Here is a 23884-nt window from a genome sequence, read left to right on the forward strand (position 1 = left end):
CTGCTACGCAAATCAGGCAGTGGCGTTGGTCAGGTAGCGCTTGAACAACGAGCGCGCACCGTAGGCCGGCAGGATATTGAAGAACGCAAAGCCGACTTTGATCGCGATCTGTACGTAGATCATGCTCAGGATGTCGCTGGTCTGCATGGCGCCGTAGAACGCGATGAAGCAGAACAGGAAGCTGTCGATAATCACCGCGAAGAACGTACTGAGGAATATGCGCAGGTACAGGTATTTGGAATTGGTCAGCTCTTTGATCTTGCACAGCAAATACGAGTTGATGTTTTCCGAGACCAGGAACGACACCGAAGAGGCGATCAACACCGACGACACCTGGACGATCACGTCGTTGTAAGGTCCGTCGAGTTTCCAACCCGGCAGGCCGGGGAGAAAGGTCGAGCCGTACAGCAGGATGATGATCATCGCGTTGCTGGCAAAGGCAAACAGAATGGCCTTTCTGGCGAGTCTCAAGCCGAAGTTTTCGTTGAGCAGGTCTACGATCAAAAAGGTCAGCGGGTACAGGAAAGTGCCGGGCGTGACGATGATGTCGAGCGACTCGATGTAGATCGGTTTGGTCGCGGCGATGCTGGTGAAAATATAAAAAGTGAACAGCAGCAGGTTCAGGATGATGTAGATCATCCATGAATTTTCATTACGATCATTGAGGTCGTATGCGGTCACCGCACCGCCTTGGGAATAGAACTTCTTGTACAGGTTTTTAACTTCCATTTTATTTAAGTTGTCCATGATTTCGCTGTTGATGACTTCGCTCAACTTGACCCGGATGATCTTGCCCGTGGCGATGATCATGATCACGGCCAGGCTCTTGTCATTTTCGAACCCAAGCAGTTTGTACTTGCTGTTTTCGATCTCGCTTTCATACGTGGTCATTGAAGCGCTCCTCAATGATGTCGCCCAGTACACACAGGCGTTCTGAGTTGACGCAGGCCTCACGACTGATCAACAGCGCCTGAGTGACCCTGTCGAACACCAGCTTTTCCTTGGTGTCGCTCGATGAACCCTTCTGGATGATCAACAGGTCACCGGGTTCGTTCACACCCGCGATGGGATGCTCCAACCGCACGCCGATCAGGTTATGGGACGTGCCGAAGTAGTACGTGAGCGGGAAGAGGGTGGCCAGTTCGCCAATGCGCTTGTCGAGGTGCTGCATGACCTGGCTTTGCTTGAGCACAGGCACGGCCGCCGGGTTCATGTTGCCTTGGGGCGAGACACTGCTCTCGATGATTTCCTTGGCTTCAAAATCGATGGTCTCGATTTCCTCGTAGGACACGCCGAAGAAATCTGAAATCTTGCGCAGGGTCGACTGTTGAACGTTGACGACCTTGCCTTCGAGGATGTTGTAGATGGTGGTACGCGTCAGGCCGGCGGCGTTGCACAACGACAGTTGAGTCTCGCCGCGGCTCTTGATCAGGTACTTGATGTTGCTCTTCAAATGTTCGGTTTTTTCTCGTCTGTGCATCACGTGCTCACCACTTCCTTTTAGTAAAAACCGTTGATCTTTGAAGACGGGCCGCCGGCTGTTTCAGCGATGAAGTGCCCATCCAGGGCGTTCAGGCTTCGCGGCGGGCGCAAGTGTTGCACGCGTGCGGCTCAAGAATAAAGCCCCGGATGCTCGGCATGGCCCGGGGGCAAGGCAAATGGCCATGCGCTCGACAAAGGGGGACAAAAGCGAACATTTAATTTGGAAAATGTTTAATTTCCTGTTTAATTGGGCGCCACGGTTCAGGACGGACCGACACGTAGTGACCAAGGAAGGGACATTGCCCATGGCAGTCAATACCGTACACCTGCAGGATCAGGCTGACCTGTTGCGTCGAGGCATGGCGGAGCTGCATGCCGAAGACCTGGAGCTGGCGATGCTGCTGGACGCAGAAGTGGCGCGCCAACACCGCACGCTGTCATTGGTCGCGTCCTCCTGTGCGGTCAAGCCCCGCACCCTGGTGGCCTCCGCGTCTGCACTGGTCAATATCACCGCCGAGGGCGCGCCTGGCCGACGCCATCGGGCGGGCTGCGAGAATGTCGACCTGGTCGAGTCGCTGGCTATCCGCAGGGCGCGTGAACTGTTCGATGCCCACTACGCCGGCGTGCAGTCGCACTCGGCTTCCAACGCCAACGCCCAAGTGCTGTCCGCCTTGCTTGAACCGGGGGATACCTTGCTGGGCATGGCCCACGATCACGGTGGGCACCTGACCCATGGCAGCCCCGCTGTATTTACCGGTGCCTACTACAAGGCCATCCGCTACGGCACGACCGCCGAGGGCCTGATCGATTACGAGCAGGTGCGCAGCTTGGCGCTTGCCCATCGTCCGCGCATCATCATCTGCGGGGCATCGGCGTATTCACGGGTGGTGGATTTCGAGCGGTTTCGTGCTATTGCCGATGAGGCCGGCGCGATCCTGCTCGCCGACATTTCTCATATTGCGGGGCTGGTCGTGACGGGGCGGCACCCGAGCCCGATCAACGCCGCGCACGTCACCACTACCTGTACCCACAAGCAGCTCGGTGGACCGCGCGGTGGCCTGATCCTGTCTGGCCGCGACACCCATACCAAGGTGCCGGGCTTGAGGGCGACCTTCAGCCGTGTGCTGGATCAAGCCGTTTTCCCACGCATGCAGGGCGCGCCTGCGGTCAATATGATCGCCGCCAAAGCGGCAGCGCTGGGCTACGCGATGACGCCGGCGTTCGACGCGTGCATGGGGCGGATTCGCACCCTGGCCGATGAAGTCGCCAGTGCGTTTCAGGCCCATGACTATGAAGTGGTCGGCGGGCGCAGTGAAAACCACACCGTGCTGATTCGCTTGCGCGGCGGCATGACCGGTGCCATCGCCGAGTCGGCGCTGGAGAGCTGCGGTATCGTGGTGAATAAAAACCGCATACCGGGGGAGACGCGTTCGTCTGCGGTTGCCAGTGGCTTGTGTATCGGCACGGGCTCCATGGCGCAACGCGATGTGGATACCGATGGTTGTCGGCACATCGTCGATCTGGTGTGCCGGGTACTCGACAGTGTCACCCCGCTGGGGGAGCACGAATACCGGCTTGAACCACACTTGCAGCAACAATTGCGCTTAGAACTCGAGGCCTTGTGCGCGAAATACCCTATCGCTGACTACGGGGGACATTGAAACCCGCGCCGAAAAAAAGCCCCGTCTTCGCAAGCAGTACGGGGCTTTTTCATAGGGCTCGGTTAAATCCTGCGCGCCTTGTCTCGTCATACCCTTCTATACGAGTTGTGCGAATCCATCCCCGCCTACAAGGAGTAGTCACCATGGTCAGCGTTAGTCGTCGATCCCTTCTCGCCCTGGGTGCCGCCCTGCCTTTGCTTGGACGCCTGGATTGGGCGGTCGCCGCACCTGCGCCGACCAAGACTGACAAGGTGCTGCTCAACTACAACGAAAGCCCTTACGGGCCTTCGACGGCGGCCCGCGAAGCAATGCAGCGCGGCATCGCGACAGCCGGGCGATATCCGTACAAACACATGTACGCCTTGGCAGGCTTATTTGCCCAGCAGCACGGGATTGCCGAAGAGCAGGTGGCGGTATTCGCCGGCTCCATGGCCGCGCTGCGCTACGCGGTGCTGGCGTTTACCAGTGAAACCCGCAGCCTGGTGATGGCCACACCCTCCTACGAAGTACCCCGCCAGGCGGCCGAATCACGCAAGGCACCGGTGCACGAAGTGGATCTCAATGCCGAGCATGCCCACGACATCCCGGCCATGCTCGCTGCCGATCCCCAGGCCGGCATGCTCTACCTGTGCAACCCCAACAATCCCACCGGCACCCTGACCCCAACCGACGCCATCCGTCAGGCGCTGGCGAACAAACCCAAGGGCAGCGTGCTGGTGGTGGACGAGGCCTACATCGACTTCGCCGACACCCCAAGCGTGGTGAGCTGGGTCAAGGACCATGACGACCTGCTGGTCTTGCGCACCTTCTCGAAGATCTACGGCATGGCCGGCGCCCGCCTGGGCCTGGCGATCGGCCACCCGGCACTGCTGGAACGGCTGGCGGTGTTCGGCGGTGAAAATGTCCCGGCGGGTTCCTCCTTGCTCGGCGGTCTCGCCAGCCTGGAGGATGTGAAGCTGCTGCCACAACGCAAGGCGCTCAATGCCCAGTTGCGCGATGAAACAATCACCTGGCTCAAGGACCGTGGCTTCGCCTGCACGGCCTCCCAGGCCAACTGCTTCATGATCAATGTGAAGCAACCGGCCGAGCAGGTCATCGAGAAACTTGCCACGCACGGCGTGCTGATCGGACGGGTGTGGAAAAACTGGCCGCAGTGGGTGCGCGTGACGGTGGGGAGCAAGCGGGAGATGGAGCGGTTTCGCGAGGTGTTTGCGGCGACGGTCTAGCGCCGATGTGGGAGGGGCCTTCTGCCTCCCACATTCAGTTCAGTGGTGTCACTGCTGCGCGATGCTGTAACCCTCAAACGCCGTCTGCTGTTGCAGCGCAGTAATCACGCTCTTGCGGCTCAGCGGCTGCTCGACGCCGGCGTTATCCACAAAGCTTTCAACCTCCAGCTCGGCTTCATCGCCTTCGCCTACAAAGCTGAAACCCAGGAACTCAAACGCCTCACGGTCGACGTTCAGCCGCGAGCGTGGCGTGCGCAACGGCAGGGTCACGCTGATGCCGTCCTTGCTGATCACAAACACTTCGGCTTCTTTCTTGGGACGAGCCGCCTTGCCTTTGCCGGCGCTTGGGTTGCTGATGGCCTGGTGAGACTGGTTCAGCACTTTGAGGGCCAGCCCGTAGACCAGCTCCTGGAACTGCGGATCATCCTTGAAGCTCGACAGGATACGGCTTATGGAGAATTTGCTGCTCAGGTCTTCAAGGGCGATGTTGTCAGCGGCTTCGGCGTCCTTGAGCTGCTTGAGCTGGCCCATCAGGTCGTAGGCCTTGTCGTCGTCGAAGCTGTCGTGGGCCTGGCGGATGGCGACGCGCAGTTCGCGGATCTGGTCGCTTTCCTTGGAGGTGTGAAAGGCGTCCAGCACCATCTCGCTGATGATCTTGGCCGCTGGCACATGCTGTGAAAGATTGATGGCGTTTTCGTATTCAGCTTTGGCGTGCAAGGCGACTACGGATTCTTCGGCGGCTTGTTCGGTGTAAGAATCGGACATTGAAATTTCACTACTTCAGTAAACGGGAGACAAAAAGCGTCGCGCATTTTCAGCGGGGAGGGAGGTCAGGTCAAGGCAGCACAATGCCCTTATCGTGGAGCAAGGCTGCCGACCGGCGCAGGCGGGGGGTTAAACCAACTGCTTGAGGCACGCCTGGAGAATATCCAGCCCTTCTTCCAGCACCGCAGGCTCAATGGTCAGCGGTGCCAACAGGCGGATGATGTGCCGCGACTTGCCGCTGGGCATCAACAGCAACCCGGCGTCTCGCGCCAGGCTCAGCAATTGGGTCAGTTGCTGGGGCGCCGGCGTGCCATCGGCGCTGGTCAGTTCGATGCCGCGCATGGCACCGACGCCGGTCAGGCGGCCCAGGTAGGGCGACAGGTGCTGTGAGCGCCAGGCTTCATAGCGGCCGACGATCGCTTCTTCCTGCTGCGATCCCCAGGCCTGCACATGTTCATCGGTCATTGCATCGAGGGTGGCCAGCGCCGCTGCGCAGGCGATGGGGTTGCCGGAGTACGTCCCGCCCAACCCGCCTTTGGGCAGGTTGTCCATCAACGCCTTGCGTCCGACCACCGCGCCCAACGGCATGCCGCCCGCAATGCTTTTGCCCAGCAGGATCAGGTCAGGTTCGATGCCCAGGCGTGAGAAGGCGAAACGCTGGCCGGTGCGACCGAAGCCGGATTGGATTTCATCGGCAATCAGCAGGATGTTTTTCTCATCGCACAAGCGTCGCAACGCCTGGGCAAACTCGACATCCAGGGCGAGGAAACCCGCCTCGCCCTGCACCGGCTCGATGATGAAGCAGGCGACGTCATTGACGTCGATTTCCACGCTGAACAAGCGGTCCATGGCCTTCAGGGCTTCGGCGCAGCTCACGCCGTTATCGGCGCTGGGGTAGGGCAGGTGATACACCGGGCCGGGCAGTACGCCGATCTTTTGTTTGTAGGGGGCCACCTTGCCATTGAGGTTGAGGGTGGCCAGGGTGCGGCCGTGGAAGGCACCGTCAAAGGCGATCACCGCCGTGCGGCCAGTGGCGCCGCGGACGATCTTCAAGGCGTTTTCTGCGGCTTCTGCGCCGCTGTTGGTGAGCATGCCGCTGACGGGGTAGTCCACCGGGATAAACCCGGTCAGGCGCTCCATCAGTTCGATGTAGGGCTTGTGGGGCGCGGCGTTGAACGCATAGTGGGTCAACTTCGTTGCTTGTTCACGGATGGCCGCCACCACGCCCGGGTGGCAATGGCCAATGTTGAGCACGCCGATCCCGCCGACAAAATCGATATAGCGTTTGCCCGTGGTGTCCCAGACCTCGGCATTCCTGCCATGGCTGAGGCTGATGGGATGAACGATGGATATCGACTGGCTGATGGTTTCGCGGCTCATGAACGTCGGACTCGGCAGTGGCGGGCGTCTTTTATCTAAGCCGTGTGCCAGGCACTGCCGCAAACGAAATAAAATCGCCGGGTCATTCCAAATCGGAAGAGCTGTTGCCAAAAGCTCGTTTTGGGCAACGTCGTAGCCCCGTCGATGTTACGCCGACACCCTATCCTTGCCCGCCGCCTTGGCGCGATACAACGCCTGATCGGCACGCGCCATCAGGGCGCTGGGGGACTCATCCATACGGCGCTCGGCCACGCCCACGCTGAGGGTGACGTGGAGGCCGCCGCGCATCGGGATCTTGCGCATCTTTTGGCAGATTTTCTCGGCCAGTTCCCTGGCGGTTTGCAGTGCGCTTTTGGGCAGGACCGCGATGAACTCATCGCCACCCCAGCGGGCCAGCAGGTCGCCTGGGCGCAGGCAGCCTTCCAGGCATTCCACTACCTGCAAAAGGGTTTGGTCGCCCACGCCGTGACCATGCTGGTCATTGATTGGCTTGAAGTCATCGATATCCATCGCAATCAATGCCAGCGGCAGGCGAAAACGCTGGGCGCGGTCGCACTCTTCCAGCAGAACTTTTTCCAAGCGGTAGCGGTTGGCAACGAGGGTCAGGGCATCCCGTTCGGCCAGGGAGCGATTTTCGTCCAGCTGCAATTGCAACTGCTGATTGACTCGCGACAGTTCGCGCGTGCGCTCGGCCACCAGCGCCTCAAGCGATTGGTTGCGCCGCTCCAGCTGTTCGACGGAGCACTTGCGCAGATGAATATCGCGATGGGCGCCCACCATCCGCGCCACCGAGCCGTCGGGGTTGCGCGCAATCACGTAGCCCCGGTCTTCGATCCACAGGTAACTGCCATCTTTTTTGCGGCAACGGTATTCGATTTGATAATGGGGGGCGCGACGGTTGATGTAGTCATCGAACAACGTCATCACCTGGGGGTAATCGTCCGGGTGGATGACGTTCTCCCAGGTGAACACGCTGTTTTCCAGGGAGTGGCGGGGGTAGCCCAGCATCTCGTACCAGCCCGGGTTGCGGTAGACGAACCCGGTATTGGCGTTCCAGTCCCAGATCCCGTCGCTGACCAACTCCAGCACGGTATGCAGCATGGCGGCATTGAGGTGAGAGAAATCACCCGTCAGGTTGTTGTCGTCGGAAATATCGTCCATTTGCGCGCTCCTTGCATGGGCTGGCGTCCAGGGCCAACCATGTTGATGCCGATACTCCGTGGCTGGCGCTACTGTACATCGGAGCTTGTGCGCTTTGAATAGAACGAATGGGCGACTATAGGAGGGCTGGCAATGGGCTATTACTTCGGCGCGATCATCCTTGTACGTGTCCTCCCATCAGCGTTGTGCTGGTAAATCGTGTCAGGCTGCCCCCGCTCGTTGAAAAACACTTGGCCAATCCCTGCCGAATTCCATAACCGTTCACCGGCCTCGGCATGTTCCGGGATATGCGGCACCACCTGCATGGTGCGGCGGCGAGTGAACCAGTTGAGGGGCGAACGTGGCGAGTACAGCCAGCGATTGAGGCGGTCGAACCATTCCAGCAATCGCGGTGGAAATTCGTTCTTGATGCCGCTGCTGGTGACCTGCCAGATCCTGGGACCGGCGTTGCGATGGCGGATCAGTACTTCATAGACGAACGAGTAGTGCACGTCGCCCGAGAGGATCACGTAGTTACCGGGTGTGCGCGAGTGGCGAAAAATATTGAGGATCACCTGCGCCGCGCCGCGATGGGCCATCCAGTTTTCCGCGTCCACCAGCAAAGGGTGCCCGCACCAACTGAAGACCTTCTGCACGGTCTCGATCAGCTTGACGCCAAACACAGGCGCAGGGGAGACGATGATGGCCGAGGGGTGGTCGAGCAGTTCCTGTTGCAGTTCGCTCAAGGCTTCCCAGTCCAGCAGGCCGGAGGGTTGCTTGAGGTTGAATTCGCTGCGCCAGCGCCGGGTGCGGGTGTCGAGCACCACCAGGGCCGGGGTAGTAGGCAGGACGTAATGCCACCGTTGGAATTTCAGCAGCGCCGCCAGCAAATCATCCTGCGCCTGGGCGTCCAGGTGATTGTTCTGCGCCTGGGTGGCCAGTGCCTGGGTTTGGCCCACCAGTTCATCAAAGGCGTCCGGGTTATTCCCCCAGCCCTGGCACAGCAGGTACGCCAGCAGCGCGTTACCGATGATGCGTTTGGAGAACGGATGGCCGTAGGCGGTTTCTTCCCATTGCGCGCTGAGGTTCCAGTCGTCGGTGATGTCGTGATCGTCAAAGATCATCAAGGTGGGCAGATGGGCGAATACGCGTGCCACGCCCGGCAAGCCATCGCGGAATTTATCCACGTGCACCTGTTCGCGGGCATAGCGCGCGGCTTCATCGGCGTCCAGTTGCGGTGGCTGTGCAGTGATCAGCGACCAGGGTGTGGGCGACCACACCAGCAGGTACATCGCCATGACTTCGGCGAAGGTCACCAGGTGATTGTCGGCGGTACTGCTGGTGAAAATCGGCTTTTTCACGCCACCAAAAAAACGCTCGCGCAGGGTCTCGTTGCTGTCCAGCGCGGGGAGCAGATCGGCGCGATTGTAGTAGCTGGCGCGATGCCCATAGAGGCTGCTGCTGTCATCTACCACGGCGCCTTCCAGGTACTCATCGAACAGGCCCAGGCGCGCAATCAGCTCATGGATCGCCCGCAACATCGGTCCGGCGACATCGTCGGCGTACACCTGGTCGCCGCTCATCATCAGCAAGGCCGGGCGGTCGGCTGGGGTCTGTGCATCGGCCAGCAGGCGATCGACGCAGAGCAGGCCTTCGTCGGCCTTGTGGTGAGGTTTACGGCACGAGCCGTGTACCAGCTGATGGATATGGCTGTGCAGCACGAAACTTGGGCATCGCGTGTCGGCGTACAGCAGGTGCGGGGCCCACTCGGCAATGCCGGCATGCTCGACCAGCAGGTCATAGTTGATGATCACGTCCTGGGGCAGCGCCGCGTCCAACCGTACATCAATCAGGTGGATAAACGCCTGGCGCCCCACTGGCACGATCTGGCACTGGTCCTGGCCCAGGGGTATTTCCAGGCTCCGTTCGGCACAGTGCAGCTTCAGGGTCAGGGGCAATGCGCGGCTTCCTACCAGCCACAGCACCAGGCGCCGGGGTTCCAGGCGCCGCAGCAGAGGGCCGGCGAGTACGGCGGGCAAGGTGTCGGGGTGTGGCATGCAGTCAAAGGCTCCGGCCAGGATTGAACCGGCAAGGTTAGCGCAACGTATGTCAGTGTTTTGTTAAGGCGTGGCGGTCAGTAAAGAAGAAGGGCAGTGCGCTGCCCCTCTTCCTGCGGTTTAGAGCAAGTTTCCTCTGCCCAGGCTGTCCAGGCTGCCACTGCCGGTTCGGCGGTCGCGCGCCGAACCGTCGGACTCCTGAGGCTCCAGTTGCGACTGAAGTTCTTCGATGCTGCGCTTCTTGCGTTGGGGGGCTGCGTCATCCTGCGGCGCAGGGGGGTATTGAGCGGGGAGTTGTACGGTGTTGATGGAGCTGATCATGGAAGTGTCCTTCTCTCTATTAGTCGAGGGTTACTTCGCCCCTTGGCGCGAAGTGGCGCCAAACTTATAGAGCCAGGAGAAGGTGAGCTATAAACGCCCTGCTGCAAGATATGACGGCGGTTGGCAACGGCTTCAGACGTCAATCCGGCATTTTTTTGCATGGCGAGCAGGCTCGCCACAGGGGCGGTCAGGTACGGGAGTCCTCAATCACCCTCGGCACGGTAAAGCGGAACTCACTGCCACGTCCGACTTCACTCTCGGCAACGATTTTGCCGCCATGGGCTTGGACTATCCCCTGGGTGATATACAGCCCCAGGCCAGTGCCGGTGGGGTTGTTTTCCGCCTGGGTCCAGTAACGATCAAACACATGTGGCAACTGCTCAGGGGCAATGCCTTCACCTGAGTCACGCACCGAGAACACGATCTCTTCACCATTGCTCATTGCGCTGATGCCGATGCTGCCCTGGCGCGGGGTGAACTTGATGGCATTGCCGATCAGGTTCGACAACACCTGGAACAGGCGCTCCGGGTCGCCATTGATCTGCAGGCCAGGCTCGGCGTTGAACGACAGGTCGATGCCTTTTTCCATCGCCAGGGGCGCCAGCAGGGAGTAGGCCTCTTCGAACATTTGGCTGACGTCCAGGGCCACCGGTTTGACGACGTAGCGCCCCGCTTCGATTTTCGAGGTGTCGAGCAGATCTTCCAGCAAGACGTTCATGCGCCCGGCGGCCTGTTGCATGGTGTCGATGGCCGAGGAAATGCGTCGCGAGGTATGGGGGCCGTCGGAGCTGAAGGCTTTTTGCATCATGCCGCAGAGCATGGAGATCACCGTCATCGGGTTGCGCAGGTCGTGGGACACCACCGCCACCAGCTCATCGCGGGCACGCACGGCTTGTTGCTCGCGCAGCACCTGGCGGGCCAGGTCGTTTTCCAGGGCCGAGCGGCGCAGGTCATTGGCTGCGAACAGGTCGCCGTGGCTCCACTTGGTGGAGATACCGGCCATCTCCACTTTCCAGATTTCAAATGAGGTGCGTGGACGAAGGCGCAGGCCGGCGTCGGAGTTTTCCAGGGCCAGCGGCTTATTCGGGTCGCCGCTCCAGTTGATGTTCTCTTTCACTTCCGGGCGGAACCACAGCACGCCGTTATCCACAGGCTTTGGCAGGCTCATCGCCAGGACACCACTGGCCACCTGTTGGAACTCGGCGCCTGGCGGGTAGACCGACACCAGGTTATGGCTGGAAAACACCGGCTCGCCGTGGTTTTGCAGCCATTTGTGCAAGGCGCGGATCTGCGCCGGTTCCGGGCAGTTGCCGTAGCGGTGCAGTTGCTTGTCTTCGATGATCGCCACACCGCCGGACAAGGTCAGGTCCATCAGTAATTGGCCTTGTTGGGCGAGGCCGTCGAACACGTTTTCTACCGACGCCTTCATCGCTTGATCCAGCTTGACCAGGGTCTCGACTTTCTCTTCACGCTGACGGCTCAGGTCCAGGGCTTCCATGGCGCTGATCTGCAGTGACAGCACCTGGCCGATGGTCTGGCAGGTGATGCGCAGGTCATTGGGTACCAGCAGCGGCTCGCGGTTGCCGCAACTGATCAGGCCCCAGAGTTTGTCGCCCTTCATCAGCGAAATGCTCATGGACGACAACACGCCCATGTTCTGCATGTACTGGCAGTGAATCGGCGACACGCTGCGCAGGGTGGCAAAGCTCAAGTCCAGGGGCTGGCCGGTGTCCGGACGCAACCTGGGCAGCAGGGGCACCGGCTCGTAGGCGGCGTTGGGGATGATGCGCAGCCAGTTGGTGCGATACAGCTCGCGGGCCTGCTCCGGGATGTCAGAGGCGGGGAAGAACAACCCGTTGAACAGCTCCATGGACGGTGCCGACGCTTCCGCGATCACCTGGCCATGCCCTTCGTCTTCGAAACGGTAGATCAACACCCGGTCGTAACCGGTCATGGCCTGGATTTCAGTCACGCTGATTTCGTACAGCGCCTGCAGGGTTTTCGCGGACTGCAAACGTTGCAGCATCTTGCCCAAGCCACTGCTGCGACCTTTGAGCGTGCGTGGCTGGAAGTCCTTGAGCCGCGGTTCGAACTCCAGCACCAGCACGTCCTGATGGCGGTGCAACAGGCCTTCGAACTCGGCGCCGTTGAGGGTGACGTGCAGCGGCGGCGCATCAAAAAAGCTGTTATGTGCCGTTATGCGCTGCACGGCCTGGGCGTGCTCGGTGCCAATCAGCGCGTGCAGCGGCTGGCCCAGCAACGACTCGGGAGCGCGGTCGAACAAGCTGGCGGTGTTGGTACTGACCTGAATGATGTTCAGGTCGGGCTCTGACAGCGTCAGCAGCACGCCGTGGGGCTGGATCGCCCCCGGAAAACGGATCGGCTCGTTGGCACAGTTGGCAAGCAGTTCTTCAAAATCTTCGGGTTTCATAGCAGTACCTCCTGGCTGTCGAGCCATTGCTCAAAGCAGCTGAATGTCGACCGGGCCGTATCCACCGCCTGCTGTTTGGCATTGGCGTCCAGCGGCAGGCGGCCCAGATAGTCGAGAAAATCCTTCCAGCGCCGACCGGTTTCGGCACCGTATACATTGAGAAACGCACCGCCGTTATCGGCGTCCACACCCAGGCGCCGGGCCATTTCCCGGCGCAGCACCTGGCCGCCCAGCGTCGCGCCTTCCAGCACATACAGGGCGCCAATGCAGGCGGCGGGGGTGTCGAAACGGGGCAGATGGGTACAACGCGGCAGGCCGTTGATAGCGGTCTGATCCAGGCCAAGGGCGTTAAGATCGCTGAGCAGCGTCGGCGTTTTCACACGCAGAACCGGGTCGAATCCATCCGGGATCAAGTGGCTGTCGTGGAGTGCCGCTTCTATAGGCAGATAAAACCCGTAATACGCCTGGATCAGGCGCATGTACCCATTGGCATCCAAGTGCTCGGAGAAAAACGGGAGACGTTTTTCAAGCGCTACATGCAGCAGGGCAGTGCCTGTGCGCAACGCTTCGAGTAGAGAGGGCACACTAGAATCAGGGGCCTGTGGATGCATTCAGTGCGCTCGAACTGTGGGCCTTTCGACCAGGAATGACGCTGAGAAAAATAGGCGACGATTCTACACAGCTGATGGCTATCAGCTATAGGCTGAAGGCGAAAAGGCTGACCAGCGGATCAGAAAAGTCACTCCTTGTCTCTCTAGTGACCGCAGCGACTCCACAGAAGTTCGGTAAAAGTGATGTCGTAGCGCTATCAATGCATGGAGGCACCCTGTTGCGTCAGCGCTGTTTGCACACATTCAAGCAGATGTTCTGTGCTCCACGGTTTAGGCAGAAACCGTACGGTACCGCCCAATTCGGCGGCCATCTTGGTGTTGCCAGAGGTCAGAAGCACCGGCACCGACGGCCAACGATGCGCCACCACCCGGCTCAAGTCATAGCCATTGAGCAACCCCGGCATCTGCACATCGCTGACAATCAGGTCCACCGGGTCGTTGCCGCGCTCCAGGTAAATCATCCCTTCATCGGCTGAAGGAAAAGACGTCACAACCGCGCCGAAATCCTCCAGTACATCCACCATCAACGAACGAATGATCTCGTCGTCTTCTAATACCAAAATCGATGGCTGAGCCATGATCCTTACTCCACCATCAGGGTTCAGTTAGGTTGAGTGGGCATGGCGCGGATAGGTTCGATTGGATGTGGCTCAGGCGATGGGTGGTCGTTCAGAACGTCTAGGTTGCGCATTTGGCGGGTGGTACGGCACGATGCCCGGGTTCTGTAAACTGCACCGGCACACTCCCTGAGGCCCTCGCACAAGGTCGTCAACCGTGAACGCTCCTGCTCCCCCCTTGATCGACCCGGACCTGGGCAACCGCATGATCAAAGTCGACCACGCCGGCGAGCATGGCGCGATCTGTATCTACAGCGGCCAGCTGTTTATGGCGCGGTTGTTCGCCCCCGGCATGGTGGGTGAACTCCGTGAATTCCTCGCCCACGAGCGCCGCCACCGCGCGGTGTTCCAGGCCGAGTTGCAACGGCGAGGCTACCGACGCTGCCGCAGCTACTGGCTGTGCGGCCTTGGCGGGCTGGTGCTGGGCGTGCTCACCGGGGTGTGCGGGCGCAAGGCTATCGTTGCCACCACCGTGGCCGTGGAAAGCGTGGTGCTCAGGCACCTGGCTCACCAACTTCAGACGTTACGTGACATAGACCCGCTGGCTGTGGCGGCCATTGCTTCCATCGTCGACGAAGAGCAACACCACCATGACCACTCGGCTGCGCAGATCGATGCGCAGGATCCCTGGTTTCGAGCGCTGACGCCGGTGGTGACGGCGTGGACCGAAGCGGTGATCTGGATGGGCATGCGCTCCTGACAAGCAGGCATAATCGCCGGCAATACCCCGTGTGGAGTCACCCATGAAGTACGTCTTACTGACCCTCGCCCTGCTCCTCAACACCGCGTCGGCCTGCGCCGCCGGCGATGCCGAGGCAGGCGGCAAGCTCTTCACCAAGACCTGCGGCGGCTGCCATAGCATTGGCGAAGGCGCGCGCGGGGGCTTTGGCCCGGAGCTCAACGGCATCATCGGCCGACCCGCCGGCACCACCGCCGACTATCAATATTCGGACGCGATGAAGAACTCCGGGGTGGTCTGGACCCGCGACAAGCTCGCGGCCTACATCGAAGCGCCAAAAAAGGTGGTGAGTGGTACGCGCATGATTTTCTGGGGCATCAGCGACCCGGAAAAAATCGACAACATCCTGGCGTACCTCGAGACGTTCCAACCCAAGTGATCACTCACGCACATTCCTGAACAGCATCAACCGCGCACTCTCATGCAGCCCACGGGTCAGCGCCTGCAATCGCTGAAACTCCTCGGGATGTTGTGCGCTCACATCGTCACGCGGGGTGAGCGACGCAAGGTCATGCAGGGTCGGTGAGCTGCCGTCGTGCTGCATCTGCAGCAGGAAATCCTGGGTCACGCCGCCGATGATCGGGAAGGTGCCTTCGCGCAACACCAGCGGCACCACGCGTTCGCCCTCGGGCGCCGGTTGCTGGATGTCCCGTCCCATCGCGCCGTTGCGGAACGGTACGCCCGCCATGCCGGCCACGGTGGGCAGCAGGTCAGCCAGGCCCACCGCTTCTTCGATCACCCGAGGCGCAAGGCCAGGGGCGTGGATCAGCAGCGGCACGTTGTTGCTCTCCAGGCCCAACTGTTCGAAGGCCGGCGCCATGTGCGGGATCTGGCTGATGCGGGTGTTGTGGTCACCGAAGAACACAAAAATGCTGTTGTCGTAGTAGCCGCCGGCCTTGGCGATTTCCATCAGCCGGCCGATGTTGTAGTCCAGCAGGCGCACCGCGTTGTACTGCTCGACACTGCGGGAGCCTACGGCCTGGGCCTGTTCCAGTGTCACGTCGCTGACCTGGAAGCCATCGTTGTGCTTGGGAATGGTGAAGGGGCGATGGTTGCCGGAGGTTTGCAGGTAGGCGAAGAACGGCTGGTCCTTGGGGAGCGTGCTCAACAGATCGTCAGCTTCCTTGAACAGGTCCAGGTCGGAAATCCCCCAAACGTCCACTCGTGGCGATTGCCAGTCGCTCTCCTCGAACAACTGCACATCGTCGATGCTCTGGCGGATCAGTGCATTGATATTCGCCCAGCCGGCGTTGCCGCCGATCATGTAGAACTTCTGGTAACCCTTGAATGCATTGATCAACGTGTGTTGCCGCGTGATCAACGGGTTGCGCGTGGCGGTCTCCTGGCGGGTGACGTCGGGCACGCCGGTGATGCTGGCCCACACAGTTTTCGCGGTGCCGGTGACGGGGACGTAGAAGTGTTTGAAGAACCAGCTTTGCGTCGCCAGTTTGTCCAGGTTCGGCGTGGGGTTGAGCGGGTTGCCATAGGCGCCGACGGCGCTGGTGCCGAGGGACTCGAGCATCACGAAAATCACATTCGGCGGGCGCTCGCCGGCCAGTCGATAGGGTTGCACGCCTTGTTCGCGGATGAAGTTCAGGGACTGGGCATCGGGCTGGGTCACGCCCAGGTACTGGGCGACTTGCGGGTAATACGTGCGGACCTGGGCTTCATCGAATTGCGATTGGCCGACCTTGAGCGTGTCATACAAAAACAGCACCGGGTTCAGGCCCACGGCGGCCAGTTGGCTGTTGCCGGAAAAGAAGGCATCGCTCCAGCGCAGGGGCACCGGGTTTTCCAGGTTGAGGTGGGCGACACGGCCGAGCAGGGCCAGCAGCACTGCGACAACGCCGATCACACTCACCACCGTCAGGGCCGGCTTGCTGATAGCGGTGGGTGTTCGATCCAGGGTCAACCGCTCCAGGCAGACCAACGCCCAGACCCAAAGCGCCACCGCCGCAAGCCAGCACGCGGTTATCCACAGCACTGGGTAGGTTTCCCACACCATCTGTTGGGAAATCTGTGCGTCTTGCAGGTAACGCAGCACCGTCGCATTGATACGCACGCCGAGGTAGGCGTAGTGGCCGAAGTCGATGATGTACACCAGCCCGATCACCGCCAGCGCGATGACCAGATAACCGCGCGCCAGCCAGCGCAGGGCCGGCAGGGTGGTGAGGTTCCAGCGCGGCAACCACGCCAGCACGGCCAGCGGCAGCAGGATCAACACCGCCAGGCGCAGGTCGAAACGCAGGCCGATACCCAGGGTTTCCAGCAGCGCCGGGGTGTTCAAATCAAGGCCGGAAAAGCCCAGCACAAACACCAGCCGCAACGCAGCCAGCAACACAAACACCAACCCGATCGCGCCCACGCCGTAGCGCAGGCGGCGTGATTGCAACGCACTCATCATTGACCCCGGTGCCATTTCAAAAGAGGACGCCAGGCGGCGCTGATCAGCAGCCCCGCGCCGGCGATCAGGCAGTAACCGGTCAGCAACGGATCGACCAGATAGTCCCAATAGTTTTCCGACGCTTTGAGCCGTAACGCAAAAGCCAACGTGCCTATCGCCAGCATCCACACCGCCAGCGTATTACGCATCCACAGCATCAACAGTGCGGCCGCCGCCACCAGCACGATCATCGGTCGCGGGTTGAAGCCCCAACGGTACGGGTCGAAGTAGGTCAGGCCCAAGGTGGCCGGGTATAGCACCAGGCTCAGCAGGCCAAACAGCAGCAACGTCTGCACTTGGTGCCGATGAGCGAGCGGTTGCACTAAGCCCAGGCGGCTGAGCACGACCCACGCCAACAACACCAATGTGCTGATTGCCAAATCGTCGGTAAAGCTGCGCACATACGCCGCCAGCGGCAGCTCGTTGACCGGGATAAAGCTGACCGCCACCAGCGCCGGCAGCAGCCATGGCCGCCAGGGTGCGGTAAACCTGAGCGTGCTTAACAGCACAAACCCCAGCAGCACAAAACTCAAATGGGCCTGCCACACAGAAGCCATCACAGACGCTCCTCCAGCCAGGCTTCGTTGAAGCTGACATGTTTAATAAAGGTGTTATTCCACGAGTACACCAAGTGGTACATGCCATCCGGGCTGCGGCTGAAGTACGGGTACTCGTATTCGAAATCGCAGCCCCTGGGTTTGCACACGCGGTAGTCGAGGTTGCTGAGAAAGCGCTGTTCCAGCGGCAGGCGCTTGGCACCGCTGGAGGCGCGGAAGCCTTCGCCGATGATTTCTTTATAGGCCTCGGGGGAGAAGGGTTGGCCGAGCGGGTCGGGCGACTCATCCAGTTGCACCACGGTGCGCCATTGGCTGAGCTGGGCGTCGGTGCCGTAGAGGCTGAGCTTGAAGCGGCCATCCTGCAGGTCGTTGAGGGCCACGAGTAGCCCGTCGTCTTGCGTACCCACCGCCGCCAACGATGAGTTGGGGTTGGCCGGTTCCAGCGGGTACGGCTCGCTCCAGGTTTGCCCGGCGTCTTCGGTACGGCTGGCCAGGACGCGGTGGTGGGTGTCGCCGGCGTAGCGCAACATCGCCACGGCGCGCTTGCCATCCAGCGGCACGATAGTCGGTTGCAGGGAGTTCTTGCCGCGGCTGATGCGGAATTTGTCGATCACTGCGCCGTCGGCGCTCAAGTACAGGTACTCGGCAAACTTGCCCATGAACTCGTGGTACACCGGCAGGCCGATGGAGCCGTCGGCGTGGAACACCGGCGCGGCACGCACCAGCGTACTGATGTTGAAAAACGGAGAGGTCACCAACTGCCGGGGCGCGGACCAACTGGCGCCGAGGTCATCCGAGACCATCAGGTTGATCGCACTGGTGGCCCAGCCGCCGACCGACACCGAAACATAAAACATCCACAGGCGTTTATCCGGCCCCAGGGCGATGACCGGGTTGCCGAGTTTGCGGATATAGCGCTGGGTGCCGTCGCGGGTGCTTTCCCGCGTGGCCAGCACCTGCTCGGTGCCCCATTCGCCGCTGCGCGCATCGAAGCGTGCGGTGCGCACCTGCACATCGGCGGCGCCTTCCCGCGAACCGGCAAACCACACGGCCATCAAGTCGCCGCCGGGCAGGGCGGTGACGGAGGAAGAGTGCACAAAGTCCGTGAGCTGCGAGGACACAAAACGGCTGGTGTATTGCGGGGCCGCCGCCACTTTCGAGGTGTTCGGCGCCACTTGGGCAAAGGGTGCCAGTACATGGGGCGGATGGCTAAGCCACGCGGCCACGAAGACGGCGAGCAGGCTGCAGATCAGTAAGGCGGAGCGCATAGAGGACCTGTCGAGAAAAGGATTACTGCGCACGTTCATCCGGCAGGCGCTTCCTGCGACCGGTGAGCATGGATAACGGCAGGTTGTCCCGCACCTGGATACTTTCAAACACCGCGGCCAGCACATGGATGCACACCAGGCCCAGCAGCACATTCGCGGCGGTCTCGTGGATTTGCAGGGGCCAATCGGCGCCCCACAGGGCGTCCACTTCCTGCATCAAAAAGCCGCTGACACCGATGGTCAGCAACGCCAGCAACATCATCAGCATCACCAGCGCACCGATGGGCGAATGGCCCAGGCGATGTTGCGGGCGGCGGTTGAGCAGCGAGCGCAGATGGGTGTTCAAGCGTTTCGGGGTCGGCCAGAAGTCCGCCCAGCGTGCACTGCGCGGCCCGATGAATCCCCACACCGTTCGTACCAGCAGCCAGGCCATGGCGTAATAGCCCAGCCAGACATGCCAGTCATCGCCCGCTTCGTTAAAGAAGTAATTGGCGACAAAGACCCCGGCGATAGACAGATGAAACAGTCTTACCAATGGGTCCCACAGGCGCAGGGATTCGCCTGGCATCAGCCTTTGATCTCAGTCTTCACGGCCTTGCCGGTGACCGGGTCGTGGTAGATCTCGACCTTGCGCTTGTCCTTGTCGAAACCGTAGATCTCGTAGCAGTTGCCGTCGGTGACCTTGAACTTGCTGATCTCGTAGCCTTCGGCCTTGAGCTTGTCCTGGAAGGCTTTTTCGTCTTGCCATTGTGAGCGTTCGGCGGTGGTGCATTGCGGCCCGGCAACGGCCAGGGGGCTGGCGATAATCAGGGACAGCAGGAGAATTTTGCGCATGGAAAAGCTCTCAGCAGATGTGGGAGATTTCACAGTGCAAAATCAACCTTAGCGCAACCTTAGTTGGCAACGCGCGGTAACATCTTTGCCGAAATAGCCTCGGCCAGAACCCGGCATGATGCCGCCGATTCCTACAGAGATTTTGCTATGCGCCTACTCCTTGTCGAAGATGATCGTGCCCTTGGCCAAGGGATTCGCGTGGCATTGGGCGTTGAAGGCTACACCCTGGATTGGCTGCAGGATGGCGTTGCGGCCCTGCATGCCCTGCGCACGGAAAGCTTCGATCTGTTGCTGCTCGACTTAGGTCTACCGCGCCTTGATGGTCTGGACCTGCTGCAGCAACTGCGTGCCGAGCAGCACGACTTGCCGGTGCTGATCCTCACCGCCCGCGACGGCACCGCCGAGCGCATCGCCGGTCTGGACGCTGGTGCCGACGACTACCTGGTCAAACCCTTCGATGTGGAAGAACTCAAGGCCCGCGTGCGCGCCTTGTTGCGCCGCAGCCAGGGCCGCGCGCAACCGATGCTGGAACATGCCGGCGTCAGCCTCGACCCGGCTACTCAGCAAGTGCGGTATCTGGATGAAGACATCATCGTCACCCCGATGGAATACCAACTGCTGCACCAACTGATGGTACGCCCCGGCAAGGTGGTGACCCGCGAGCGCCTGTCCCGCGCGTTGTATGGCTGGCAGGACCGGGTCGAGAGCAACACCTTGGAAGTGTTGATCCACAACCTGCGTAAAAAGTTATCCACCGAGCTGATCCGCACTGTGCGTGGTGTTGGTTATGTACTGGCGCTTAAACCATGACCTCCGTGCGTGCACGCATCCTCATCCCTGTCCTGGTGCTGATCCTGTTGGGCGACGCCCTGATCAGCTGGCTGGTGCTGCGTGACAGCCACCACGAAATCGAAGAAGTCTACGACGCCCAACTCGCCCAAAGCGCACGCCTGCTGCAAGGCGTATTGCGCCAGCGCGACCCTGGCGAAGCCGACTGGGACCGCCTGTATCAGGCCTTCGATCACGCCATGAGCCGTGTCGGCGAAGACGGCGTCGCCCACCCTTATGAAACTCGGTTGACCTTCCAGGTGTGGCGCAGCGACGGCCAATTACTCGTACGCTCCGCCGAAGCGCCAGTGTTGGCCGCACCGCCGGCTACCCTCGGCTCCCACGACATCATGGACAACGGCAACGACTGGTGCGCCTTTCTCCTTGCCGACCCGCAGCAAGGCCTGCTGATCTGGGTGGGCGAGCGCGACGATATTCGTCAGGACGTGATCCAGCGCATCATGCGCCACACCCTCTGGCCCACCTTGATCGGCGTGCCGCTGCTGACGATGTTGATCTGGCTGGTGATCGGCTGGGGCCTGAAACCCTTGCGTGCCATGGCCCTTTCCATTCGCGGGCGCACCACCGAGACCTTGCAACCGTTGCACCTGAAGCCCCTGCCCAGTGACCTGGAGCCCATGCAAACTGCGCTCAACCGGCTATTGGTCCAAGTCGATGACCTGCTCGCACGTGAGCGCCGCTTCATCGCCGACGCCGCCCACGAACTGCGCACACCCCTGGCGATCCTGCGCATCCATGCGCAAAACGCCCAAAGTGCCGGCACCGAGGCCCAGCGGCGCGAAGCGTTGGACTACCTGGTCAACGGCGTCGACCGCGCCACCCGCATCGGCAGCCAACTGCTGACCATGGCGCGCATCGAGCCGCAGTTGAACAACCCCAAGCGCAGCCGCGTACAACTCACCGAGCTGGTGCGCGAAGAACTCGCCGAACTGACGCCGCTGGCCATGGAGAAAGGCGTGGAGTTGGTGCTGGAAGGGGATGAAGACTGCTGGATCGAAACCGAACCGGTGGCGCTGGCCATCGCCCTGCAAAACCTGGTGACCAACGCCCTCAACTTCTCCCCGCCGGGCAGCGAAGTGAAAGTGGTGATTGGCGCCAATTGCCTGAGCGTCGAAGACCAAGGGCCGGGAATTGATGAGGCGGAAATGGGGCGTTTGTTCGAGCGGTTCTACAGCCGTGGCAATGCCAATGGCGCAGGGCTGGGGCTGGCGATTGTGGAGATGATCGTGGGCAAGATCGGCAGCCGCTTGGCGTTGCATAACCGAGAGCGGGGCGGGTTGTGCGCGCGGTTGGTGTTTGACGAGGCCTGAGGCGATCAGGGCTCAAATGTGGGAGCTGTCGAGCCCCTGCATCGCGGCCGCTCCACTGCGGAACATCCTGTTTGATCGCGGGTCCAGTCATTATCATCTTTCATCTTGATAAGGACATCCTTCCGTGAAGCGAGTCGTGCTGCTCTCTTTAGCCCTGGCCTTGTGCGCCTGCCAATCCAACCAACGCGATTCATCGCCCAGCCTGCTCAAGGACGGCATCCAACTGCGGCAGAAAACCGTGGCCGTCGATGCTGAGCACGCCAAAGTCATCATGAAAGCCTATGGCGGCACCCATCCCGTCGAATTCGCCATCCGTCGTGAAGGCGACCCCGACCCACGCATGGAAACTCTCGGCACGGTGATGGACACCGGCGAAGGCCGGGTTTTCAACTGGATCGCCAAGCTCAACCAGACGGTAGCCAGCGCCGCGTTCAAGCGCTTTCCGCAGTTGGAGATCCAGGCGGACCCCGGCAAGAAACTCACCGTGTCCAGTTCGGCGAGAAGCCAGGGCAACGGGGTTTACTACAGCTGCGGGCCGGTGACGAGTACGTTTAGCCCCGAGAAGACCAAGGTGTATCTGGTGGAATTTCAGTTCAGGTTCAGTCGTTCGGTATGTGCGCTGCAGGTGTTTGATATTACGGATCCGGCGAATCGGGTGTTGATTGGGGGGGAGGGAAGTGAGGCGAAAGAGGGTTAGGTGGACGGCCGAACAAATGCGGATGCTGCGCCTGGAAGGACCTGAAGGTTTGATACTTCCAGCGCTCTCCGCCAGGGTCTTTATCGGTCGTGCTGACTTCGCCGAAGTACCAATGCTCTGATTCGAAAACGTTTCCTTTTTCGTCCTCGTGGATGACGATCAGTCAGCGTCATCCGTGATGCCCTGAAGCATGCCCGCTGATCAAGTCAGCAGGTGCTTGGAGATCAGGCGGGAGATTTCGACAATCGAGGTCTTGCCGGTGAATTCAAATTTCACTTTTCCCAGCGACGAAAAGTAAATCTCCAGTTCCGAGTCCAGATCAAACGTGCCGGACGTTTCCACCGAGTACGCGACGATGTTTTTGTACGGCAGCGAAGTGAAGTCCTTCTTGCTGCCGGTGATGCCTTGCACGTTCACCGCGATGATGCGTTTGGTGGTGAAGACCACGCCGTCGCGCATGGCTTTGTAGGCGTCGACGACTTCTTCGCCGTCCAGCAGCAGGGCGGCGACGCGTTCGGCATATTCGTTGTTTTGTTTGAGTTTGAAGAAGCCTTTGTTGTTGAAGTCGATCATGTGACGGTCCTTATGGTGAGTCGGTTATTGGATGGCTTTAAGGTAGTCCTTCAGTGCCACGAGCGGTGGGTTGAGTTCCTCCAGCGTGGTGGCTTGCTGTACGTCGGTAGACAACCACTGCAGCTCACGCCCCAACACCGTATCGGCCCCACCCAAAGCGATCAGCGCCTGCACCACACACTCCTCTATCTTCAGCAGAATTCCCGGCAGATCCCCCTGCCGCACCAGCAACCCAAACACCTCCCGCTCATACCCATCCATTATCAGGTCATCCCTCAACACCGGGCTGCCGCCGTCCTCCTCATGCACGAGCTTGAGTGCAAAGAGCGCAACAGCTTCCAGCGTCAATTCCATGGTGTCGGTTCCTCAGGGTTCGGGGCGGAGGGCGATGATCACTGTTCTGGGTGTGAAAAAAAAGACCTGGGGCGTACCGGGTTTCGGATGTTCTGCAATATTGATGAGAACCCGTATGCGGCCGGCCTGACTTCACGGTTCGATGTCACCGACACCATGGCCGTGGTTCTTGGCTGCTTGCCAAGTACACCTTCTATATAGAAGCAATGATGCCCTCCTTATAAGAAGGCCTTTATTGCGTCGTGGTGTGTGGGGCTTTTGTTAAGGAAAGTTTTTCCAGAAGGGGGTTGACCACGCAATTCAATACTGTATTATTCGCCTCCCGCTAACGAGAGATCGGAAGCGCAAGTGGTTGAAGTTGTTGAAGAAATCTTCGAAAGCTTCTGAAAATAATCACTTGACAGCAAATGAGGCTGCTGTAGAATGCGCGCCTCGGTTGAGACGAAAGATCTTAACCAACCGCTCTTTAACAACTGAATCAAGCAATTCGTGTGGGTGCTTGTGGAGTCAGACTGATAGTCAACAAGATTATCAGCATCACAAGTTACTCCGCGAGAAATCAAAGAATA

Annotated in this window: 24 protein-coding genes; 7 read left to right on the top strand and 17 right to left on the bottom strand. The window is 60.4% G+C overall.

Features of this window, described 5'->3' with window-relative positions; translation table 11 throughout:
* Positions 1-12: 12 nt before the first annotated feature.
* Both AD670_RS12025 and AD670_RS12030 read right to left on the bottom strand, forming a co-directional pair.
* Positions 13-891, bottom strand: a complete 879-nt coding sequence (locus AD670_RS12025) for a queuosine precursor transporter (RefSeq protein ID WP_053132091.1) — start codon at positions 889-891, stop codon at positions 13-15.
* Positions 878-1483: a helix-turn-helix transcriptional regulator gene (locus tag AD670_RS12030; RefSeq protein ID WP_082340957.1), complete on the bottom strand. Its 606-nt coding sequence runs from the start codon at positions 1481-1483 to the stop codon at positions 878-880. The genes AD670_RS12025 and AD670_RS12030 overlap by 14 nt, the downstream gene beginning before the upstream one ends.
* 304 nt (positions 1484-1787) lie before the next feature.
* On the opposite strand from AD670_RS12030, the gene glyA reads away from it, so the two are divergent.
* Together glyA and AD670_RS12040 are read left to right on the top strand one after the other, a co-directional pair.
* Complete coding sequence (glyA, locus tag AD670_RS12035; protein WP_053132096.1) at positions 1788-3143, top strand: serine hydroxymethyltransferase; 1356 nt, start codon at positions 1788-1790, stop codon at positions 3141-3143.
* Between the two features lie 143 nt (positions 3144-3286).
* Positions 3287-4369 (top strand): pyridoxal phosphate-dependent aminotransferase, encoded by a 1083-nt coding sequence (locus AD670_RS12040; RefSeq protein WP_053132099.1) that lies wholly within the window; start codon positions 3287-3289, stop codon positions 4367-4369.
* 48 nt (positions 4370-4417) lie between these two features.
* Here AD670_RS12040 and AD670_RS12045 read toward each other — a convergent pair whose 3' ends face one another.
* The 8 genes from AD670_RS12045 to AD670_RS12080 form a co-directional block, all read right to left on the bottom strand.
* Positions 4418-5134, bottom strand: coding sequence for a hypothetical protein (locus tag AD670_RS12045; RefSeq protein ID WP_053132102.1), 717 nt, complete (start codon positions 5132-5134; stop codon positions 4418-4420).
* Between the two features lie 129 nt (positions 5135-5263).
* Entirely contained in the window at positions 5264-6514 is a 1251-nt protein-coding gene (locus tag AD670_RS12050; RefSeq protein WP_053132104.1) for an aspartate aminotransferase family protein, read from the bottom strand.
* A gap of 147 nt (positions 6515-6661) precedes the next feature.
* A complete protein-coding gene (locus AD670_RS12055; RefSeq protein ID WP_053132107.1) occupies positions 6662-7675 on the bottom strand; it encodes a diguanylate cyclase domain-containing protein in 1014 nt (337 codons plus the stop codon).
* A gap of 140 nt (positions 7676-7815) precedes the next feature.
* A complete protein-coding gene (locus AD670_RS12060; protein ID WP_053132109.1) occupies positions 7816-9711 on the bottom strand; it encodes an alkaline phosphatase D family protein in 1896 nt (631 codons plus the stop codon).
* A gap of 120 nt (positions 9712-9831) precedes the next feature.
* Positions 9832-10032, bottom strand: a complete 201-nt coding sequence (locus tag AD670_RS12065; RefSeq protein ID WP_053132112.1) for a hypothetical protein — start codon at positions 10030-10032, stop codon at positions 9832-9834.
* Positions 10033-10219: 187 nt separating this feature from the next.
* The gene (locus AD670_RS12070) at positions 10220-12463 is read right to left on the bottom strand and encodes an ATP-binding protein (protein ID WP_053132114.1); all 2244 of its coding nucleotides are present in this window, start codon (positions 12461-12463) and stop codon (positions 10220-10222) included.
* Positions 12460-13074 (bottom strand): biliverdin-producing heme oxygenase, encoded by a 615-nt coding sequence (locus AD670_RS12075; protein WP_053132116.1) that lies wholly within the window; start codon positions 13072-13074, stop codon positions 12460-12462. Before AD670_RS12075 ends, AD670_RS12070 begins: the two co-directional genes overlap by 4 nt.
* 197 nt (positions 13075-13271) lie before the next feature.
* Positions 13272-13652 (bottom strand): response regulator, encoded by a 381-nt coding sequence (locus tag AD670_RS12080; protein WP_053132118.1) that lies wholly within the window; start codon positions 13650-13652, stop codon positions 13272-13274.
* Positions 13653-13848: 196 nt separating this feature from the next.
* On the opposite strand from AD670_RS12080, the gene AD670_RS12085 reads away from it, so the two are divergent.
* On the top strand, positions 13849-14391 hold the full coding sequence (locus tag AD670_RS12085; RefSeq protein ID WP_256243896.1) for a demethoxyubiquinone hydroxylase family protein: 543 nt from the start codon (positions 13849-13851) through the stop codon (positions 14389-14391).
* A gap of 43 nt (positions 14392-14434) precedes the next feature.
* Positions 14435-14809, top strand: a complete 375-nt coding sequence (locus AD670_RS12090; RefSeq protein ID WP_053132120.1) for a cytochrome c family protein — start codon at positions 14435-14437, stop codon at positions 14807-14809.
* Here AD670_RS12090 and AD670_RS12095 read toward each other — a convergent pair whose 3' ends face one another.
* The 5 genes from AD670_RS12095 to AD670_RS12115 are packed head-to-tail and all read right to left on the bottom strand — an operon-like array spanning position 14810 to position 19532.
* Positions 14810-16831, bottom strand: a complete 2022-nt coding sequence (locus tag AD670_RS12095; RefSeq protein ID WP_053132146.1) for an LTA synthase family protein — start codon at positions 16829-16831, stop codon at positions 14810-14812. It abuts the gene before it with no gap.
* Positions 16831-17430 carry a hypothetical protein gene (locus tag AD670_RS12100; protein ID WP_053132122.1) on the bottom strand — a complete coding sequence of 200 codons (600 nt, stop codon included), beginning with the start codon at positions 17428-17430 and terminating at the stop codon, positions 16831-16833. The genes AD670_RS12095 and AD670_RS12100 overlap by 1 nt, the downstream gene beginning before the upstream one ends.
* Positions 17430-18698 carry an exo-alpha-sialidase gene (locus AD670_RS12105; protein ID WP_053132125.1) on the bottom strand — a complete coding sequence of 423 codons (1269 nt, stop codon included), beginning with the start codon at positions 18696-18698 and terminating at the stop codon, positions 17430-17432. Before AD670_RS12105 ends, AD670_RS12100 begins: the two co-directional genes overlap by 1 nt.
* Before the next feature lie 22 nt (positions 18699-18720).
* Entirely contained in the window at positions 18721-19266 is a 546-nt protein-coding gene (locus AD670_RS12110) for a cytochrome b/b6 domain-containing protein (protein ID WP_053132127.1), read from the bottom strand.
* The gene (locus AD670_RS12115) at positions 19266-19532 is read right to left on the bottom strand and encodes a PepSY domain-containing protein (protein ID WP_048722823.1); all 267 of its coding nucleotides are present in this window, start codon (positions 19530-19532) and stop codon (positions 19266-19268) included. The genes AD670_RS12110 and AD670_RS12115 overlap by 1 nt, the downstream gene beginning before the upstream one ends.
* Before the next feature lie 147 nt (positions 19533-19679).
* On the opposite strand from AD670_RS12115, the gene AD670_RS12120 reads away from it, so the two are divergent.
* The 3 genes from AD670_RS12120 to AD670_RS12130 all read left to right on the top strand — a co-directional run bounded on the left by AD670_RS12120 (position 19680) and on the right by AD670_RS12130 (position 22388).
* Positions 19680-20342: a response regulator gene (locus AD670_RS12120; protein WP_053132130.1), complete on the top strand. Its 663-nt coding sequence runs from the start codon at positions 19680-19682 to the stop codon at positions 20340-20342.
* The gene (locus AD670_RS12125; protein ID WP_053132132.1) at positions 20339-21691 is read left to right on the top strand and encodes a sensor histidine kinase; all 1353 of its coding nucleotides are present in this window, start codon (positions 20339-20341) and stop codon (positions 21689-21691) included. The genes AD670_RS12120 and AD670_RS12125 overlap by 4 nt, the downstream gene beginning before the upstream one ends.
* Before the next feature lie 124 nt (positions 21692-21815).
* On the top strand, positions 21816-22388 hold the full coding sequence (locus AD670_RS12130) for a hypothetical protein (protein WP_053132135.1): 573 nt from the start codon (positions 21816-21818) through the stop codon (positions 22386-22388).
* A gap of 201 nt (positions 22389-22589) precedes the next feature.
* Here the strand turns inward: AD670_RS12130 and AD670_RS12135 are convergent, their stop codons facing one another.
* Complete coding sequence (locus AD670_RS12135) at positions 22590-22961, bottom strand: PH domain-containing protein (RefSeq protein ID WP_032885644.1); 372 nt, start codon at positions 22959-22961, stop codon at positions 22590-22592.
* Positions 22962-22985: 24 nt separating this feature from the next.
* Complete coding sequence (locus AD670_RS12140; protein ID WP_053132138.1) at positions 22986-23315, bottom strand: hypothetical protein; 330 nt, start codon at positions 23313-23315, stop codon at positions 22986-22988.
* Between the last annotated feature and the right edge of the window lie 569 nt (positions 23316-23884).

This window comes from Pseudomonas sp. MIACH (assembly GCF_001269925.1).
In the GTDB taxonomy this organism is placed as follows: Bacteria; Pseudomonadota; Gammaproteobacteria; order Pseudomonadales; family Pseudomonadaceae; genus Aquipseudomonas.

Excerpts from the sequence above, each read along its gene's own strand:
- AD670_RS12025 (WP_053132091.1), bottom strand. The coding sequence starts at position 891 with ATGACCACGTATGAAAGCGAGATCGAAAACAGCAAGTACAAACTGCTT.
- glyA (WP_053132096.1), top strand. The coding sequence starts at position 1,788 with ATGGCAGTCAATACCGTACACCTGCAGGATCAGGCTGACCTGTTGCGT.
- AD670_RS12040 (WP_053132099.1), top strand. The coding sequence starts at position 3,287 with ATGGTCAGCGTTAGTCGTCGATCCCTTCTCGCCCTGGGTGCCGCCCTG.
- AD670_RS12045 (WP_053132102.1), bottom strand. The coding sequence starts at position 5,134 with ATGTCCGATTCTTACACCGAACAAGCCGCCGAAGAATCCGTAGTCGCC.
- AD670_RS12050 (WP_053132104.1), bottom strand. The coding sequence starts at position 6,514 with ATGAGCCGCGAAACCATCAGCCAGTCGATATCCATCGTTCATCCCATC.
- AD670_RS12055 (WP_053132107.1), bottom strand. The coding sequence starts at position 7,675 with ATGGACGATATTTCCGACGACAACAACCTGACGGGTGATTTCTCTCAC.
- AD670_RS12060 (WP_053132109.1), bottom strand. The coding sequence starts at position 9,711 with ATGCCACACCCCGACACCTTGCCCGCCGTACTCGCCGGCCCTCTGCTG.
- AD670_RS12065 (WP_053132112.1), bottom strand. The coding sequence starts at position 10,032 with ATGATCAGCTCCATCAACACCGTACAACTCCCCGCTCAATACCCCCCT.
- AD670_RS12070 (WP_053132114.1), bottom strand. The coding sequence starts at position 12,463 with ATGAAACCCGAAGATTTTGAAGAACTGCTTGCCAACTGTGCCAACGAG.
- AD670_RS12075 (WP_053132116.1), bottom strand. The coding sequence starts at position 13,074 with ATGCATCCACAGGCCCCTGATTCTAGTGTGCCCTCTCTACTCGAAGCG.
- AD670_RS12080 (WP_053132118.1), bottom strand. The coding sequence starts at position 13,652 with ATGGCTCAGCCATCGATTTTGGTATTAGAAGACGACGAGATCATTCGT.
- AD670_RS12090 (WP_053132120.1), top strand. The coding sequence starts at position 14,435 with ATGAAGTACGTCTTACTGACCCTCGCCCTGCTCCTCAACACCGCGTCG.
- AD670_RS12095 (WP_053132146.1), bottom strand. The coding sequence starts at position 16,831 with ATGAGTGCGTTGCAATCACGCCGCCTGCGCTACGGCGTGGGCGCGATC.
- AD670_RS12100 (WP_053132122.1), bottom strand. The coding sequence starts at position 17,430 with ATGGCTTCTGTGTGGCAGGCCCATTTGAGTTTTGTGCTGCTGGGGTTT.
- AD670_RS12105 (WP_053132125.1), bottom strand. The coding sequence starts at position 18,698 with ATGCGCTCCGCCTTACTGATCTGCAGCCTGCTCGCCGTCTTCGTGGCC.
- AD670_RS12110 (WP_053132127.1), bottom strand. The coding sequence starts at position 19,266 with ATGCCAGGCGAATCCCTGCGCCTGTGGGACCCATTGGTAAGACTGTTT.
- AD670_RS12115 (WP_048722823.1), bottom strand. The coding sequence starts at position 19,532 with ATGCGCAAAATTCTCCTGCTGTCCCTGATTATCGCCAGCCCCCTGGCC.
- AD670_RS12120 (WP_053132130.1), top strand. The coding sequence starts at position 19,680 with ATGCGCCTACTCCTTGTCGAAGATGATCGTGCCCTTGGCCAAGGGATT.
- AD670_RS12125 (WP_053132132.1), top strand. The coding sequence starts at position 20,339 with ATGACCTCCGTGCGTGCACGCATCCTCATCCCTGTCCTGGTGCTGATC.
- AD670_RS12135 (WP_032885644.1), bottom strand. The coding sequence starts at position 22,961 with ATGATCGACTTCAACAACAAAGGCTTCTTCAAACTCAAACAAAACAAC.
- AD670_RS12140 (WP_053132138.1), bottom strand. The coding sequence starts at position 23,315 with ATGGAATTGACGCTGGAAGCTGTTGCGCTCTTTGCACTCAAGCTCGTG.